This window comes from Pseudomonas sp. SJZ078, assembly GCF_007828255.1.
GTDB lineage: Bacteria > Pseudomonadota > Gammaproteobacteria > Pseudomonadales > Pseudomonadaceae > Aquipseudomonas.
Window position 1 is genome coordinate 84634 of record NZ_VIUG01000026.1, and the last position, 14751, is coordinate 99384.

The following is a 14751-nucleotide window of genomic DNA, read 5'->3' on the forward strand; positions in this document are numbered from 1 at the left end:
GTTAGGTACTCAGCCACTATTCCTGCAAATCACAGCCGCCAGAAAATATGGCTAATGAGAAATGCGTACACCAACTTCTTAGCCCGAAGAACTGCACCGCCTGCTTGCACCATCAGGAGAGAATCGCCTTGACGACTCTCGACTTGAAATGGTCGATCATCCACAAGTTACTGTCGGGGCCCATGACTATATCGATAAGCCCTGAATCGCCCTGCGGCGCATCTAGCACACTGAAACTGCCATCTGGCGCAAGCCGGAAGATCTGAGCGGCACCACGAACGATACCCCATATGGCGCCATCCGGGCCGGCCGCGAGGCAGTTGGGCTTGCGGTCCGCCCCCAAGTTGAACTCGACCACGTCGCCGTTTGGCAGCAGGTGCGAAACTCGGTACCGCTCGAAGTCCACGAACCACAGCTCGCCGCTAGCCGACAGTATGGGAGAAACCAGGTGCCACCCATCCGGGTCGAGCGCCATATCGAACACCAGTTGGCCGTCGGCATCTAGCGAGAATATACGCGCCCGGCCAACGCCCCACATGCGCCCATCTGAACCGAACACCAGGCCTTGGTTCTTGACGCTATGCAGGACTCGCACCCCTCCAGACGGCAATATTACGCTGATTACCGAATTAGCCCCCGAAACCCACACCTCCCCGTTTGCGTGTACGGTCATATGACTGGGGTGGCTTCGCCTGTCCAGCGCGATTTCCCGGCTTTCAAACGTCCCGTCCGTCGAAATGTGGCCCACCACAGCACCAAGGGAATCGCAATACCAGATGCGGCCACCGGGCCCAGCCACGATATCTAAGAAGTCCTTGCCGTCTGGGCGCTTGTACAGGCGCTTACGACCGTCCACTTCAATGCATCCAATGGTATTGGGACCGGCACGAAACCAGAGCTTCCCGTCCGGACCATTGGTGATTCTGGTCGGCATTGAATCCGGCACGAGGTGAAACTGCATGAACTTTAATGGCGGATGGAGGACAGGCTTGAGCACGCCCTGTACCATCTGCCCCGGGCGAGTTGGCAGCCGGCTCATTCCTGCACCTCGAAGATATCAACCGGGGGCTCGCCATGGAGCGGGGTCTCCACCGGAAAAGGCCAGAACCAGCCGGCAGGGTCGTCCTCGCACGGAATCCGCTCGCCCCAGCTGTACAGCCCCAGGATGCGCCGGTCATTGGCCACCACCACCGATCCGGAATCACCCGGGCAACCAAAGCCGCGCGAGGTTCGATAAACGCCGCGGAACCAATGACCGTTGTCCAGATTGATGTTGGCCTGCGCCTCCACGATCCCGCCCGTTAAGTGGGTGCGGGCGCCATACTTGCGAATGTCCTCCCCCAGCACTGGCCGTCTGACTTTCGTGACGACGCCGCCGATACGCCGAACCTGGCAAGACCGTACCCGACTCCAATCCTTTACCTGCGCAAACGCCAAGTCGCCGTTGCAGCGCAGCGGTAGGAAAGCATCGAGTTGCGCAATCATCCCGGCCCCCTCCACCTGAATTTCCTCCCCCAACTTGCCCGCATCGGAACGTGCGATAACGTGGTTATTGCTAATCAAAACGGGCGAAGTGCGCATGTTCACATTGCAGCTCCCCTGCTGCATGTAGACCGCAGAACCTGCATAAAACGAAACGGTCCCATACCCCTTGCTGTTGACGTTCCAGCACTTGTCGCCGCCCATCGCGCCCTCAACGGCTTCATCCGCCCCTGGCTTGGGCGGATGAAGCGTGGGATCGCCCAGCGCGTGCGTAATGTCCGGGCTGATCCGCGCATTAATTGCAATCGAATGCTCGCAACCTTCAGCGTTCGACCGTAATGAAATAGCCGCAGGCAGATCCTTTGGAATATCTCGCCTGTATCGAACGGTGATGGTCTCGTTTGCTTCGAACTCGACGGCGATCAAGTTGCCATCTAGCTTTAGCTGATCCGTGATCGTATCGAGCGCTGCCTGTATTTCTTCACTTGTGAAGCGCTGTGTCATATCCCATCCTCATTACTAAAGTGGTTACCAAACAGCTTTCAGTGCGACAGAAGCGATAAATAAATGCAGTTGCCAGAACTGCTTATACTGGTGGTGGCCTTGCTTAGAGGATGCCGCTGAAAACGGGATCGATCATCTATTTTCTAAGCTAAGGGGCCCGCTTTAGCCGGTCCCTGCGAACGAGTGAGGCGCGTTGAGCGTCAGTTGGCCGTCGAGCGCAGATTTAACAATAGACGCAGCAGTATTTTTGGCCAGCCTCTGTTGACAGCGGCTTAGATTCGAATGATGCCAGTACCCGGCGTGCGGAGCTGTTCGAACCACCTGGAAACAGCGTCCCGCTCAACGGCGCGGATAGGGTAACCACGCGCTTCAATGGTTGTCTTCGCGCCTGGACTGAGGGTGGATGATGTGACGATTACGCCATACTCGGCCTGCTCCCATTGAACATCCGCAAGTAGACCCTTGATCACAACCTTTTCAACCTTTGCTTTCTGCCGTTTGCACTGAATGAGGCACAGAGGGGTTGCGCCTGGCCCCGAGTCTGATTTCCAGACGCGCACATCTACCCCATCATCATTGGCCCCTGGTCCGAGTTCAACCTTGAAGCCTTCACGCTGAAAGAATTCTGCAGTTAGCTCTTCGAATCGGCGCCAGTGCATTTCTGGAATGCGGTCTTTGTTGACTGACAGGTAGTCAATGAACCGCTGGTCGATAAAAGCACCTTCTTTCGCAATATGCTGGGCGCCCTGGAAGAGCTGGGCTAACGTCACTCGGTCACCCCAGACCTCGCCTTGCGATGTACTGATGATGCTCATGCGCAACGCCATATCCAGCACCTTAATCTGCTCCACTGCCATATCCAGGCCAGTGTGACCAAAGGCTTTAGCGCAGCGCTCAAGGTAAGGGGAAGGGTCGATACCTCCAGCACACTTCTGAGCTGCCTCCATCATTGATGGCATCATCTCTATCCAGAGAGTGCAGACCCTTTGATACAGTTCGAGCTGACCACTCTTCCGGTACTTGTGGTACCTCCAAGCGCCAGTATCATCGCCATCATACTCTTGCTCTGTGTAACCGACTCGATGCATCAGTCGGTAGGTAATGGACTCCACTTCCGTTGAGTGAAGTCGGATACCGTTCTGTTCAGACTGCCTGGCGATATCGGCGTACCCCTCCACACCGTTGAGGTGGTCATATAACTCCTCTAGGGTCAATGCTAGACCGACTTTGTAACCAGCCAAGTCCGCCAGGTACTCGTTGAGCTCTCCAGAGGAAAAGTTGATGGCCATAATGGTATCCGTAATTAATTGCTATGGCGGGCGGAAATTGGCAGTCAATTCCTGGCATGTAAGTGAGGGGGCTCATTTTGCATGCTCTTCTTGAATAGTGCGTCAGTGGTTTGCCAGATCAACTGGCACTTCATCCACGCTCAGAGTCAGAAATACAGGCCAGGTAGAGAGGTTCTTGATATCCCACACATAAAAGTTATTTCCAGGGACTCCCATAATCTGCGAGTGATCTTCGACCAAACGACACGCCTGCTCATCTGGACCGCAAACGTGGAAGGCGTATCGCGGTTGCCCAGTATCTAGATGATATGGGCCAGCCTGCCGGCGAAACCGGCCACCGGGGGGTAAAATTATTTGGCGCTCGCTCTCTTCACTGCTCACTGCTTTTTCTCATATCGTAACGGCGCTTTCTGCGCTATAGCAGCTACGCGCTTTTCCTTTGTGTGCACCTATCGAGAGTCGGTTCGCTGAATCGCCTCTCGACAGGTTAGGCAAACTGGGGCCAGCGTGGTTTGAGTTATTACGCGTCGACCGGGATGCCAACGCGCTCGCATTCGCCCTCATCCGGCAAGAATACAAACGCAATTTCGTTCCCGTACAGCTCCAGGCCCTCGACCTCCCCGGTAACCTGGTAACGGCGAGCTCGTACTTCGCCGCCATTTTCCGCACAGACCCCCTTGTCCTGCATGTCGATCAGTGTCAGTGAGCCGGGGGTTAGCGACCCACCTTCCTCGCGGTAGTGTCCTTTCATGATGCGAATTCGGGTATTCATCGTGCTCTCCATTTTCTTGTTGCCCTGAGCGGCGCGAAGAGCCGCAATTACAAGTGAACGTGAGCCGACAGGTACTGATAAGAGCGGGCTGATCTCGATCGTTCCGTTCGGTCTGGCCAAAGGCCGGGTGCTCAATGATTGCTCTCGGCCAAAAGCGGCCGATTGAAGCCGCAGCTATCGGGCTGTGGCTGGCTCAAGTATCATTTTGACGTATCACAACAAAAGGTCGGGAGGCCAGGGAATGGAAGAAGAGTTTTTGTTGAAGTTTCTTGAAATTGGAGCCATCGACCTCAAGGGCGATGACACAAAACTAGATAAGCTTCGATCCACGGCCAAAGACCTGGCTGCCATTCTTCGAAAATCACCCACCAAGACCGCTAGTTTCACGATGGTGGCGGCCGATCCCAACATTGCAGCTACGGACCCAACCGTGGAGGAGGCGATGGTGGCCCTCCGTAAGCAATGGGAGACCGTTGCCAATGCCTTCGCAGGGCGCCCAGTCAGTATCTTACGGGCCACCCTTCTTGATGCGATCGTGCAGGCGGCCCGTTCGGACGATGGGATTGCCGTCGCCTTTGTCAACACTGCACGCAATGCTCTGACTCACACCGAAACAGCCGACGAAGCTGATATTTGGCGCGAAGCTGTGAGCGAAATTGAGACGAAGGTCGATGCACGTGCCGAGGCAGAGTGGGCAACTCCGGAGATGATTACGGTCGACCCGTTGCAATACACACCGCCAGCCTCAGTGTCTATGGACTATGAGGCCCCTACTGTCGATCAGGATGAGCTACTGGCGAAAATCCATTCAGCTGCGGGCCCCTGGGGCCCCACTGATCCGAACAAGTATTCTCCGTCGAACAATCACCAAGCGTGGTCGCAGCAATTTGCAAACAAGATGAGTGTTGCCATTGCTGATGCTTTGGATGCTATGGCCGAGGAGCTTGCGCCAGCTCCTGTGGATATCTCAGGCCCAATGTCTACGCTGGCAAAGGCGGTCACCACTCACATTGATAAGGTATTAGCGAGCTTCAGTGGCGCCACGGCAGGCCTGCAGCGCCGCACGAATTTGCTTTGGTGGAAGGAAGCTCTGTACTCCCCGAGCGCTCATGCTAGCTACCTTGACCTTCCGCCTTTCGAGGCCTCTGCTTTGATGGCTCTCGACTTACATGAGCAGGTGCCAACCTACTCACCAGCGAGCGTATCGGCCTTTCTGCGGGAGGCCATCCGTTGCCTACCGGTTGAAGATGAAGGCGCTGCGAGCGGTGAGCGTGATCTCGCGAGCCTTGTGCGCGAAGCCAGGACAGCTACATTTATGCAACCTTTTCGCACGTTGGCTGCTAAATACGCGCCTGTACCTGTTGGCCGAGGCCCGCTGCTGTCGTTGATTGGACACCCGCAGGGTTCAGACGCAGTCGAACCAACCACCCTGCGTGCACTCTGTGGCGTGGATGCTTCTACCGTGATGACCCCGTCTGATTGGGGAACTTACCTATTCCGTGAGCTTCAGACAGCCCGCGCCACCAGCAACGGCCCAACCACTCGGGCAAAAAAGAAGTGAGACGCCCATGGACAGGTGCCCCCAACCAAACTGTTTCGCGGACGACAACACCACTTGTACTTTGGGCCACATCCGGCTTGACATGTGCCCCGAGTGGAAACGTGTCAGCAAAGGAGAGGTAACTGCCTCGCCTGGCGATGACCAGATGCTGCTCCCGTGGAGCGGCTTGGCAATGGGAGAGTCTGACCTCAACTTTGTTAGTGGTAAGGTCAAGCCCATCACTGTAGGTATCGTCGGTCCAGAAAGCGCAGGTAAGACGACCATTCTTGGTGCGTTCTATCTACTGCTTGGTCGAGGCGCGCTGACCACTGACGCAAATTTATTTAGCAACTCTTACACGCTTGCAGGTTGGGAGGCAGTTGCGACCTATCTACGCTGGAAACCGGGACAGCCTCCAAGCTTTCCGCCCCATACGCCAAGTGGGGCGGCTCGAGCACCAGGGATGCTTCACCTTGGCTTTCGTCGTGAGGACGGGTCGCTGCGCGACCTTCTTTTTGCCGACGCCCCAGGAGAGTGGTTTCAAAAATGGGCGGTCAATGAACAGGCAGTCGACGCTGAAGGGGCCCGTTGGATTGCCCGACATGCAGATGTCACGCTACTGATTGCTGATCGCCAGGCACTTGCTGGACCCAAGATGGGGGCCGCTCGAAACGATTTTCAACTGCTTGCTCAGCGTGCAGTGACTGAGGCCCGCGGACGGCGTCTGGCACTCGTCTGGACGAAGGGGGACGTAGACGTGGCGCCAGCCATGGAAGCGCAGATTAGAAAAGCGGTGGCCTCTGCGTCATCAAGCGTCCCAGAGTTCACAGTCAGCGTATCCCCCCGTGGTGAAGTCGATGCTGCAGAAGGCTTCCGCGAGCTATTTGGCTGGGTTCTTTGCACCAAACGAACGGGAGTTGATTTGCCCACGACAGAAGCGTCTGGTCACGACCCGTTTTTTCGATTTGATAGGAGATAGTTGGTGGCTGCTCAACACACTATCTTGTTGGTCGGCGAGTCAAACGTCGGTAAGACTCACTATGGAGCCCAGTTTTTGAAGCGGCTCATGGTCAGAGCATGTGCACTCAAGATGTCCGGCGCTCCGACTAATCTGGAGGCGTTTACTACAGCTCTCAGTTGCCTGACAGAGGGAAAATCGACCGACCACACGCCGGCCAGCACCTATGTCGAGAGCGTCTGGCCTATTACGGACGAGGCCGGTCGCCACGCCGAACTGGTTTGGCCTGACTACGGCGGCGAACAGGTTCGCAACCTTGTCACGCAGCGCCGGATTCCTGCCGCCTGGCGCGAACGTGTACTCGGGGCCACCGACTGGGTATTGCTCATCAGACTGCATTCGCTTCGGTCTGAAGACGACCTGTTCTCACGCCCGCTGCAGTCATTCGCTGCGGTGGAGTCCCAGGCAGAGGCGCCCGCATACGAGCTGTCAGACCAAGCAAGAACAGTGGAGCTTCTTCAAATGCTGCTCTATCTGGCGCAGTTCCACTTGGACCGGCCGCTTCGCAAACCTCGCTTGACGCTCCTTCTGAGTTGCTGGGATGAGCTTGAAACGACGGAGCTACCGGCTGACCTTCTGGCCTCTCGACTGCCGATGCTGTGGTCGTTCGTACGCAGCAATTGGGCGTCGCCTACTGTCATTGGCCTCTCGGCCCTCGAGCGCACACTCAGCAAGACGGATGCGGACCAAGAGTACGCAATCCGCGGCCCCGAAGAGTTCGGCTACGTAGTGCTACCCGACGGTGTGAAGAGCGCCGACATTACCCTGCCGATCCAACGCTTGATGATCGATGGAACCTGAGTGAATGCGAGTCGAACAGGCTGTCTATGGCGAGGTACCGGGTCGCGGTCACGGACTCAAAACATCAAGTACGAATGCGCCTATAGCCGCTGCCATTGCATCAAAGCTCGACCTGCCAGATGCAGTGCCTCTAGGTGTCCAGACTTGGTCGCCGTTCGTTCGCGGCTTCCCAATCGACGAGCACTACGTTCTTGCTCGCACGTTCCTGGATTCGAGCGCGTCGCGCGGCGGCATGGTGCTGACTCACGCGCTGATCATCAGCTTGGACGATATGTGCGAGGTTGGCAGCCTGGCCATGCTGTTTGGGCGGCTGGCACCCTCGGTTACGGATTGCCCCGGCTCGGTGGCAACGCTTGAGCTTGAGAATGTCGGCAGCAGCCACGAACCGGCTGCTGACCTGATCGGCGCGGCCAACGCGTTGACAGCCCAAGAGCTTGCTCCAGTTGTCCGACTGAGCGCCGGAGGATTTGAGCACCTCGTCGATTCGCTGTGGAGGAACCTCTGGCCAGCCTTCAGGCGAACTTTCGCGTTCCGGCTGAGCTTCGGTCCGAACGACATAGTAGAGCAACCCGTGCCGGCGCTCGTATGCACGCCCGAGCAGCTCCAAGCTCGCTGGACGAAGCACCGTATAATCAAGCCAGATGATCAAACCCCGGAATCTGACGCCGCAAGGGTTCTCTGCGGCCTGCGCGACCTGCAGCCAATCCTGGCTCTTGCTGCAGAGCTGGGCCTTGAAGTTCATACGCTCAAGGATCTGATTAAGCTCGAACGGCTATATACACTCCTCTCTGGTCGCGAGAGCTTCGATGACTTGCTGGCTGCCATACGTTTGATAGACGGTCTCTCAAGTCAGACGACTCTCGGCGTAAATATTAAGGATAAGATCATCGGGCGATTCACGGCCTTGATTTCAGTCGCAACCTGCAAGCAGTTGCTGCCAATGAGGAATTTGGCACTCCCGGTTTTTTCCAACACGCGGTCGCTATGGTCGGCCGTTGAGCTTCTCGTTAGCAACCTTGTATTCGCGCCAGTGGACGACAGCGACTTAATAGAGATGGCCGCTGCGTCGGCTGATGAGGATCTCGCATTGCCGTCTTGGCGCGCTGCAGTGACAGCAGGCTTATCGACTGCTGCTCGTCGAGACAACCCCGCCATTTCTCAAGCGATCTGGCGATGGGCTGAGGTTAGCCAAGCCGCGTTCGCCGCGGTCATAGACTCTGTACCGGCTGATGCAGCAGTTGAGCAACGGCTGGCGGAGGAAGTGCCTCGAAAACTCCACGTTACCAATCAGGCCGGCTTGCTCTCGCCGTTGCTGAAAAAGCGCTGGCTGATCGCGTACGGCGCCGCGTTAGCTTCGACTCTCTCTCCTCTCGATGCTACGGCTCAGCAGCTCAAGGTGGACAAGGATCCAGACCATAGCGCCGGTTTACGGTCAGCTCTTCGGTACGCAAGCCCTTTCCAGATGCTGGAGTGCGCACTCACGCATACGGACTTGCGCCTGGTCGAATTGTGCGCTGAGCTGGCGGCCACCCACCCTCAGATCCTGTCTAACATCCGCTGCGACGATATCACCGAGCAAAAGCTGTGGGGCGCTGCGCTCGGCAGGAGCCCCTCTCTGTGGAACGCACCAAGCAATGCCACCTGCGTGCGCGACAACGTTTTAGCTCAACTCGTCGAAGGGCGGTCCGTCGACACTGTCCTACTTGAGAGGTTGGCCCAGACTCCCTTGGCTGACCTTAGTGCCATCCCGGAGCGGGCGCTGCTTTGGCCGTCTCTGCCAGCTTCGCAGCGTGAGCACTACCTACAGGCGACAGCAAACGGCTGGCTGAACGTCGCAGCGAAAGGCTCGGCGGTTACTCCCCCTGAAGCGTTGCTTGAGCGCGCAATCATGGCGAGTTCTAGCTTACAGTCCGTGCTTGAAAGGTCATCTGTGACGGTTGCTGCGCGTCTCTCAATCATCAGAGCCCTTCCGTCCTTCCTCGAAGAGATGTTCATCTCATGGCTGAGCAACCTTTTGAGGAACGTTCGCACTCTTTCTCATACGGATTCTGAGCAACTTGGAGCGTTTGTGGCGTCCCGACGTTGGGAGCGCGCAGCCAAAAATCTCTCGGACCGGTTTGCCGACCATCGTCCAGATCTCATGCCGGGGCTACGGTTGTGCGCAGACTTACTTAACTTTTATACGCGTTGGATGCTTGGAGTCTCGAAACCAAGCGCTGTCGAGAAGTGGAATGCATTCGAGAAAGAGGCCCGTGAACTCTATCCAAGCGGGCCAGACAGTGACGAGCTTTGGTCACGCGCTGGAGGCAAGAATTCCGACCTTCCAGGGCAGTCCCAAAACGGGGCAACACGTTGGCACACTGCATTGAATTCAATTCGTTACGGCGGCCGGCCGACTGCACGCGAGCTCCTTAAAGTGATGTGCCAGGACTTTCCTTTGAACGAGAAACTGCGCCTGTGTGTCAGTGACACTGACATCGTTGGTCGGCGTTGACACTCCATGGTTGAAACATGAACCCAACTAGCTATCCGCAAGGCCACGCCCTTCTTATCGGCGTGGCGAGCTATCAGCAAGTCTCCAGCCTGCCTGCTGCTATTCTGAACGACGTCAACGACATCGCAGCGACACTCTCATCGCCGCAGTACTGTGCCTATGCCCCCGCCAACGTGGTCACTCTATTAGAGGCGAGCGCTACTCGGGCAGCTGTGTTGAAGGGGCTAGACGAGCTGGCTGCCCGGGTGGGGCCTGATGACACGGCTTGCGTGTTCTTTTCCGGTCACGGTGCCGTCGTGGGCAGCCCTGGTAATGAGGACAGCGTGTTGGTGACAGTGGATAGCGATCTCGCTGACATTGAAAACACATCGATTAGCTCGAATGAGTTGGCCGCGGCCCTTGCGCAGATTAAGTCGAAGCGACTGCTGGTCTTCATCGACGCCTGTCATGCTGGGGGGGCTGCAATCTCGAAAAGATTGACTGATGGCAAAGGCCACGAGTTCAAGTCTGGCTATACCCAAAACACCTTCGCGAAGCTGGCAGCTGGGAGCGGACGTGCGCTGATGGCATCGTGTCGCGCTGACGAAGTGTCGGCCGTATTTGTCGGTGCGAGAAATAGCGTTTTCACTGCGGTACTGCTCGAAGGTTTGCGGGGAGCTGCCGACAAGGGTGCCAGCGGCTTCATCAAGGTCTTTGACCTGTTTAACTACGTATCCGAAGAGGTGCAGAAACTGATCCCTGACAACCAGCATCCAATTTTTAAAGCTGACAACCTTGAAGGGAACTTCGCTGTCGCGCTGAGCCAAGGCGGGAAGAAATCGCCGCACACGCCAACGATGCAAGAGGAGGCTCCGTGGTTGATGCTAGAAGAGATACTGGTCGAACTCTACCCTTTCGGACCGCGGGATCAAGAGGTGTGGAGCCGCGCTGGTGGTGACCTGTCCCGTCTCCAGTTTCACCCCACCGGTCAGGCCGCTTGGCATGCAGCGCTTCGCACTCTGAAACAGGGCGGCGGAGGCAGGAGTATCAACTTTTGCAGCTTGCTTAGTACAGTAAAGGAGGACTTTTCGAACCATCCTCAGTTGGCGGCGCTCAAGATGCTTTAAGCAGCCGTTAAAGCATTGCCAGGCTTACTAGAGGACAGCTGAAATGTAGTGGTTTCAGCTTAATTACCGACTTTCGGCAGCCGTTGATATTCGCAGAAAACGTCGAAATTTTGGGGGCGGCGTAGATCAGCCATTCAGTTACGACCTTTCAATAATTACTCTTGGCCAGTGAATGCAAGGAGACTGGATGGACAGTGTTTTGGCTGAAGCTCTGCCGGTATTGCAAGCCATAATGCCGGGTTTTGTTGTTACATTTATTTTCTATTGGCTTTCTGACGCGCCTAAGCCCGGTCAGTTTGAGCGAGTAATCCAAGCTTTGATGTCGACAGTAGTGATTCAGGTTGTTGTCGAGGTCATCCGGTGGCTAGCGCTTTTGGCAGGACAATTCCACAGCCTGGGTCAATGGACTGATGGTGTTGCGATGGGGTGGAGTGTCACGATTGCCGTCGGCTCTGGACTTCTGCTTGCCAAGTGGGCCAACAACGACGCTATTTACGCGATATGCCGAGACCTTCGATTGACCTCCCGATCAGCTGATGGGGAATGGCGTTTCGCACACCGTACGCAAAAAGATAGGGGTGTTACGCTGCAGCTTAAGGATGGAAGGAGGCTCGCGGGATACCCAAGGGCTTGGCCGACTGATCCCACAACTGGCCACTATTTGATTATTCAGCCGACGTGGATTGTTGATGGCTGCTATGAGCCGGCTGACAGGATTACTTCTATGCTAATTTCCGTAACTGATGTGGCTTGGACTGAGTTTCTAGATCAGCCGGAGGAAGAAGATGAGTCGTGATAGAGAGAGCATCGATGAGGTGCTAAGAAAAAGCATTAATGAGGGGTTGAACGTTAATCCGCTTATGCCGAGGAACGTTTTGCCGAAAACACCGCCCAAGTCGCCGCCGAAGCCTCCTACGAAACCTAGCGAGTCGTGACGTTAAAATAAGGGCTGCCCATGGGAGAGATGACGCACACCTCTCGGAAGAAGTCGCCTGCAAAGGCGGCTTCTCCAGTTATCCCCCCTATCATCAGGGTGCTGCTTACTCAGAAAATGAAGGCTCCTTGATCCTGGAACCCTATGGTTGGCGAAATTGCCCGGGCGATTCGCCCCTGTACTGTCCGGCGAACGGCTAGATCGATCCCCCCACGGTGGTCGTTCATGATCCAGGTGCCGTTCGCCCGTTCAAGCCAACCAATTGCAGTCGCCTCACCAGACTCGAACCCACCCGAATAGCGAATACGATCATCCTTTGGCCAGCATGCGACTTTGACGGTGAGCTCACCCATCCCGTTATCGTCCACCCAGGCCAGCGTCGGTACCCCCTCCGGCATCCATACATGGAAAAAGGTACCGGTCTTGGATCGGCCGGTTCGATTGTCGATGTCAGCGCCTGGCCAGAAGTTCTCCTTAGCGCCTAACCCGAACAGGCGTTGAGTGAGCCCGGAAATAATCGCTGCGGTTAACAGATTTCGCGCACACATTGCACGTTCTGAACGGTACATCGTGCCGATCCATTTATGCTTTGCAAAGCGAGAAAAGCCAGGCCACTCTCCGGTGTCCTCGTAGTCAAATTGGCGTAGTCGCTCTAGGAACTTCCCATCGTGAAATTCAAGCGCCGGAAAGGACGCGGGATCCTTTCCTGGCTCCCAGAGTGATGCCCGAAGAGATGCATTGGTTCTGAAGCCAGCAGAGGACGCGAGGGCTTCGGTGAGGTGCGACGACGATATATGGGGAAGAACAGCAGACAGGCGGGTTTTTACAGTACGGAGCGCGTTAGCGCACGGAGGCACGAAGAGCATAGAGCCTTCTCCCAATAAACGGGTCATGGCCACCGATTACACTTCGACCCTGACGGGGAAGACGTGAGGGTATTTACCGCAGCTTCGTTTCACCCGGTGGCAGGTGTGGTTGAGCCGACCTGCGAAAAGGATATTGCGACCTTTGGGTGTGAGCAAGCCTCATGATCATCCGGGCTGTACTGAGCGTGAAGAGGGCTGCTGGTCCTTTTTTAGCCCGGACGGAGCTCAAGACGGCTGACCAAAGATCGCAGTGACGCAGCGGGATGTTGCGTCAACCTTTGTTGGCGACATCGTTATACACCTGCAATATCCTGCGTAGCTTTGGGGCCCAAGCAGCTATTGGGCTTCGATGTGGTTTGCTTCAGGCGTGATAACGTCACAATGATTTTTTGACAGTAAAGGACTGATGTCGTGACCGACTCAAAGAAGTTGCGTAGCGCTGGGGATTTTCCGAATAAATCGGTAGTGGAGTACGCGACGGTTCGAGTCGAGATACCCCACCGTCTTATCCCGTCGAATCTTAGTAATCCCCACTATAGAGATGAGGACATCGTTGCCGGGCTCTATGCGAGCCCTACCGGTCGCCTCTCGTACAAGACGCTCTACCTGGATAGCGTCGAGCTAGCTGAGCGATTTGTAGCTTACCTCCGGCAGCTCTTTCAGAACCGACCCTATGCCAATGACTTCGCCCTCAAGATTGAAGTGATTACAACCACCCAGAAGGTCACTGCTACCAAAGGTAGGACCAAGCATTCTGCCGCAGTAGCTGAAACGCTCCAGAAAACTCAGTTCTGACGAAGTCGCCTGAACCGGACACAGCATAGATCGTATGGAGCGCCGTCGAGCAAGGGGCAAGCTAGGTAAACGGAGGGCCGCTATTTATGAGCCCTCCCAAGCTTTTCCTTAAGTGCTCAATGTAGGATTGAAGGCCAGCTTGCACGCTGTCTTCGGAGGCTGGGGCGGATACGCCGAACGCATTTGTGAGGGCCTTATCTACGCCGGCGTTGGCTCTAACAATGTGTTGGATGGCCGGTAGATCTAGGCGGGCAAATCCTTGTATCAGCGCTTCCAGAGTGATCAGCTTGTTGGTCAGCCAGGAGGTAAGCTGCATGGGATCCTGGGCTAGTAGGCTGGATAGCGCGCGCTTATCCCCTGTTAGTACCCTGCCGTTGTCATCGTCTGCCGCTGCAGCGAAAAGGAGGGCCTCTCCAGCATCGATTCCTGGCGCAGCGTTGAAGATCTCTAACGTATTGAGATCAACCACGCTAGGCGACAACTTCGTAGCGCTATCAAGAAAATGCTCAACCTGAAGAGCCACTTCCTCGGTTCCACAGAGTTCCAAGCGACTGCGCCTAGGTAGGAGCTTGTATTTGGCAGAGTCCAGAACAATTAATTGGACGTGCTCGCCCTGGTCGCTAAATAGCTCGGGCAGGCGCTCGAGGATCCCGTACTGGGCAAGGGGGATGCGGCGGAAATCTTGGACTACCTGGAGGTAGTTCATGTATTCATACGAAGACCGTATCCGAGCGGTCAAGCTCTACATCAAACTGGGCAAGCGAACCGGGGCAACTATTCGTCAGTTGGGCTACCCGACGAAGAACTCTTTGAAGAGCTGGCACGCAGAGTATGAGCGATGCCTCGACCTACCGCGTGGCTACGAGAACTCGAAGTCGAAGTACTCACTGGCCCAAAGGGAAAAGGCTGTCGGGCACTATCTCGAATACGGTCGCAACATCGCCGCTACCATCAAGGCGTTGGGCTACCCCGCGCGGGATTCGTTGCGTGCCTGGATTTACGAAATGCACCCCGAGTTGCATACGCGTATTGTCGGTCGATCAGACGGTTTAGCCCGGCCGCCAGCGGTGAAGCAGGCAGCGGTCATCGCGCTGTGCACGCGAAAAGAAAGTGCGAAAGCCCTGGCTCAAAAGCTGGGCGTGTGCAGGCC

General features: G+C 56.1%; 13 protein-coding genes and 1 pseudogene. 8 read left to right on the forward strand and 6 right to left on the reverse strand.

Features of this window, described 5'->3' with window-relative positions; all coding sequences use genetic code 11:
* Positions 1-112 precede the first annotated feature (112 nt).
* The 4 genes from FBY02_RS20770 to FBY02_RS20785 form a co-directional block, all read right to left on the reverse strand.
* Positions 113-1039, reverse strand: coding sequence for a hypothetical protein (locus FBY02_RS20770; RefSeq protein ID WP_144930051.1), 927 nt, complete (start codon positions 1037-1039; stop codon positions 113-115).
* Positions 1036-1986 (reverse strand): hypothetical protein, encoded by a 951-nt coding sequence (locus FBY02_RS20775; protein ID WP_144930052.1) that lies wholly within the window; start codon positions 1984-1986, stop codon positions 1036-1038. The genes FBY02_RS20770 and FBY02_RS20775 overlap by 4 nt, the downstream gene beginning before the upstream one ends.
* Positions 1987-2258: 272 nt before the next feature.
* Positions 2259-3275 carry a restriction endonuclease gene (locus FBY02_RS20780; RefSeq protein ID WP_144930053.1) on the reverse strand — a complete coding sequence of 339 codons (1017 nt, stop codon included), beginning with the start codon at positions 3273-3275 and terminating at the stop codon, positions 2259-2261.
* Between the two features lie 520 nt (positions 3276-3795).
* Positions 3796-4047: a hypothetical protein gene (locus tag FBY02_RS20785; protein WP_144930054.1), complete on the reverse strand. Its 252-nt coding sequence runs from the start codon at positions 4045-4047 to the stop codon at positions 3796-3798.
* A 241-nt stretch (positions 4048-4288) separates the two neighbouring features.
* On the opposite strand from FBY02_RS20785, the gene FBY02_RS20795 reads away from it, so the two are divergent.
* The 6 genes from FBY02_RS20795 to FBY02_RS20820 all read left to right on the forward strand — a co-directional run bounded on the left by FBY02_RS20795 (position 4289) and on the right by FBY02_RS20820 (position 11802).
* Complete coding sequence (locus FBY02_RS20795) at positions 4289-5608, forward strand: GTPase-associated system all-helical protein GASH (RefSeq protein ID WP_144930055.1); 1320 nt, start codon at positions 4289-4291, stop codon at positions 5606-5608.
* Positions 5609-5780: 172 nt separating this feature from the next.
* Positions 5781-6566 (forward strand): hypothetical protein, encoded by a 786-nt coding sequence (locus tag FBY02_RS20800; protein ID WP_144930056.1) that lies wholly within the window; start codon positions 5781-5783, stop codon positions 6564-6566.
* A gap of 3 nt (positions 6567-6569) precedes the next feature.
* On the forward strand, positions 6570-7406 hold the full coding sequence (locus tag FBY02_RS20805) for a hypothetical protein (protein WP_144930057.1): 837 nt from the start codon (positions 6570-6572) through the stop codon (positions 7404-7406).
* Between the two features lie 4 nt (positions 7407-7410).
* On the forward strand, positions 7411-9900 hold the full coding sequence (locus FBY02_RS20810) for an effector-associated domain EAD1-containing protein (protein ID WP_144930058.1): 2490 nt from the start codon (positions 7411-7413) through the stop codon (positions 9898-9900).
* 17 nt (positions 9901-9917) lie between these two features.
* Positions 9918-11006: a caspase family protein gene (locus FBY02_RS20815; RefSeq protein ID WP_144930059.1), complete on the forward strand. Its 1089-nt coding sequence runs from the start codon at positions 9918-9920 to the stop codon at positions 11004-11006.
* Between the two features lie 187 nt (positions 11007-11193).
* The gene (locus tag FBY02_RS20820; RefSeq protein WP_144930060.1) at positions 11194-11802 is read left to right on the forward strand and encodes a DUF6338 family protein; all 609 of its coding nucleotides are present in this window, start codon (positions 11194-11196) and stop codon (positions 11800-11802) included.
* Positions 11803-12050: 248 nt separating this feature from the next.
* Here the strand turns inward: FBY02_RS20820 and FBY02_RS20825 are convergent, their stop codons facing one another.
* Positions 12051-12833, reverse strand: a complete 783-nt coding sequence (locus FBY02_RS20825; protein WP_144930061.1) for a hypothetical protein — start codon at positions 12831-12833, stop codon at positions 12051-12053.
* Positions 12834-13217: 384 nt separating this feature from the next.
* Here FBY02_RS20825 and FBY02_RS20830 point away from each other — a divergent pair, with 384 nt between their 5' ends.
* Positions 13218-13601 (forward strand): hypothetical protein, encoded by a 384-nt coding sequence (locus FBY02_RS20830; protein ID WP_256662546.1) that lies wholly within the window; start codon positions 13218-13220, stop codon positions 13599-13601.
* 61 nt (positions 13602-13662) lie between these two features.
* Here FBY02_RS20830 and FBY02_RS20835 read toward each other — a convergent pair whose 3' ends face one another.
* Positions 13663-14307: a hypothetical protein gene (locus FBY02_RS20835; protein WP_144930062.1), complete on the reverse strand. Its 645-nt coding sequence runs from the start codon at positions 14305-14307 to the stop codon at positions 13663-13665.
* Here FBY02_RS20835 and FBY02_RS20840 point away from each other — a divergent pair.
* Positions 14306-14751: pseudogene (locus FBY02_RS20840) on the forward strand (IS3 family transposase); the annotation flags it as partial. The gene FBY02_RS20835 and the pseudogene FBY02_RS20840 sit on opposite strands and share 2 nt — an antisense overlap.

What these genes read in the sequence shown, in the direction of transcription:
- FBY02_RS20795 (WP_144930055.1), top strand. Translation starts at nt 4,289, where the DNA reads ATGGAAGAAGAGTTTTTGTTGAAGTTTCTTGAAATTGGAGCCATCGAC.
- FBY02_RS20780 (WP_144930053.1), bottom strand. Translation starts at nt 3,275, where the DNA reads ATGGCCATCAACTTTTCCTCTGGAGAGCTCAACGAGTACCTGGCGGAC.
- FBY02_RS20785 (WP_144930054.1), bottom strand. Translation starts at nt 4,047, where the DNA reads ATGAATACCCGAATTCGCATCATGAAAGGACACTACCGCGAGGAAGGT.
- FBY02_RS20825 (WP_144930061.1), bottom strand. Translation starts at nt 12,833, where the DNA reads ATGACCCGTTTATTGGGAGAAGGCTCTATGCTCTTCGTGCCTCCGTGC.
- FBY02_RS20800 (WP_144930056.1), top strand. Translation starts at nt 5,781, where the DNA reads ATGGGAGAGTCTGACCTCAACTTTGTTAGTGGTAAGGTCAAGCCCATC.
- FBY02_RS20820 (WP_144930060.1), top strand. Translation starts at nt 11,194, where the DNA reads ATGGACAGTGTTTTGGCTGAAGCTCTGCCGGTATTGCAAGCCATAATG.
- FBY02_RS20815 (WP_144930059.1), top strand. Translation starts at nt 9,918, where the DNA reads ATGAACCCAACTAGCTATCCGCAAGGCCACGCCCTTCTTATCGGCGTG.
- FBY02_RS20810 (WP_144930058.1), top strand. Translation starts at nt 7,411, where the DNA reads ATGCGAGTCGAACAGGCTGTCTATGGCGAGGTACCGGGTCGCGGTCAC.
- FBY02_RS20770 (WP_144930051.1), bottom strand. Translation starts at nt 1,039, where the DNA reads ATGAGCCGGCTGCCAACTCGCCCGGGGCAGATGGTACAGGGCGTGCTC.
- FBY02_RS20775 (WP_144930052.1), bottom strand. Translation starts at nt 1,986, where the DNA reads ATGACACAGCGCTTCACAAGTGAAGAAATACAGGCAGCGCTCGATACG.
- FBY02_RS20835 (WP_144930062.1), bottom strand. Translation starts at nt 14,307, where the DNA reads ATGAACTACCTCCAGGTAGTCCAAGATTTCCGCCGCATCCCCCTTGCC.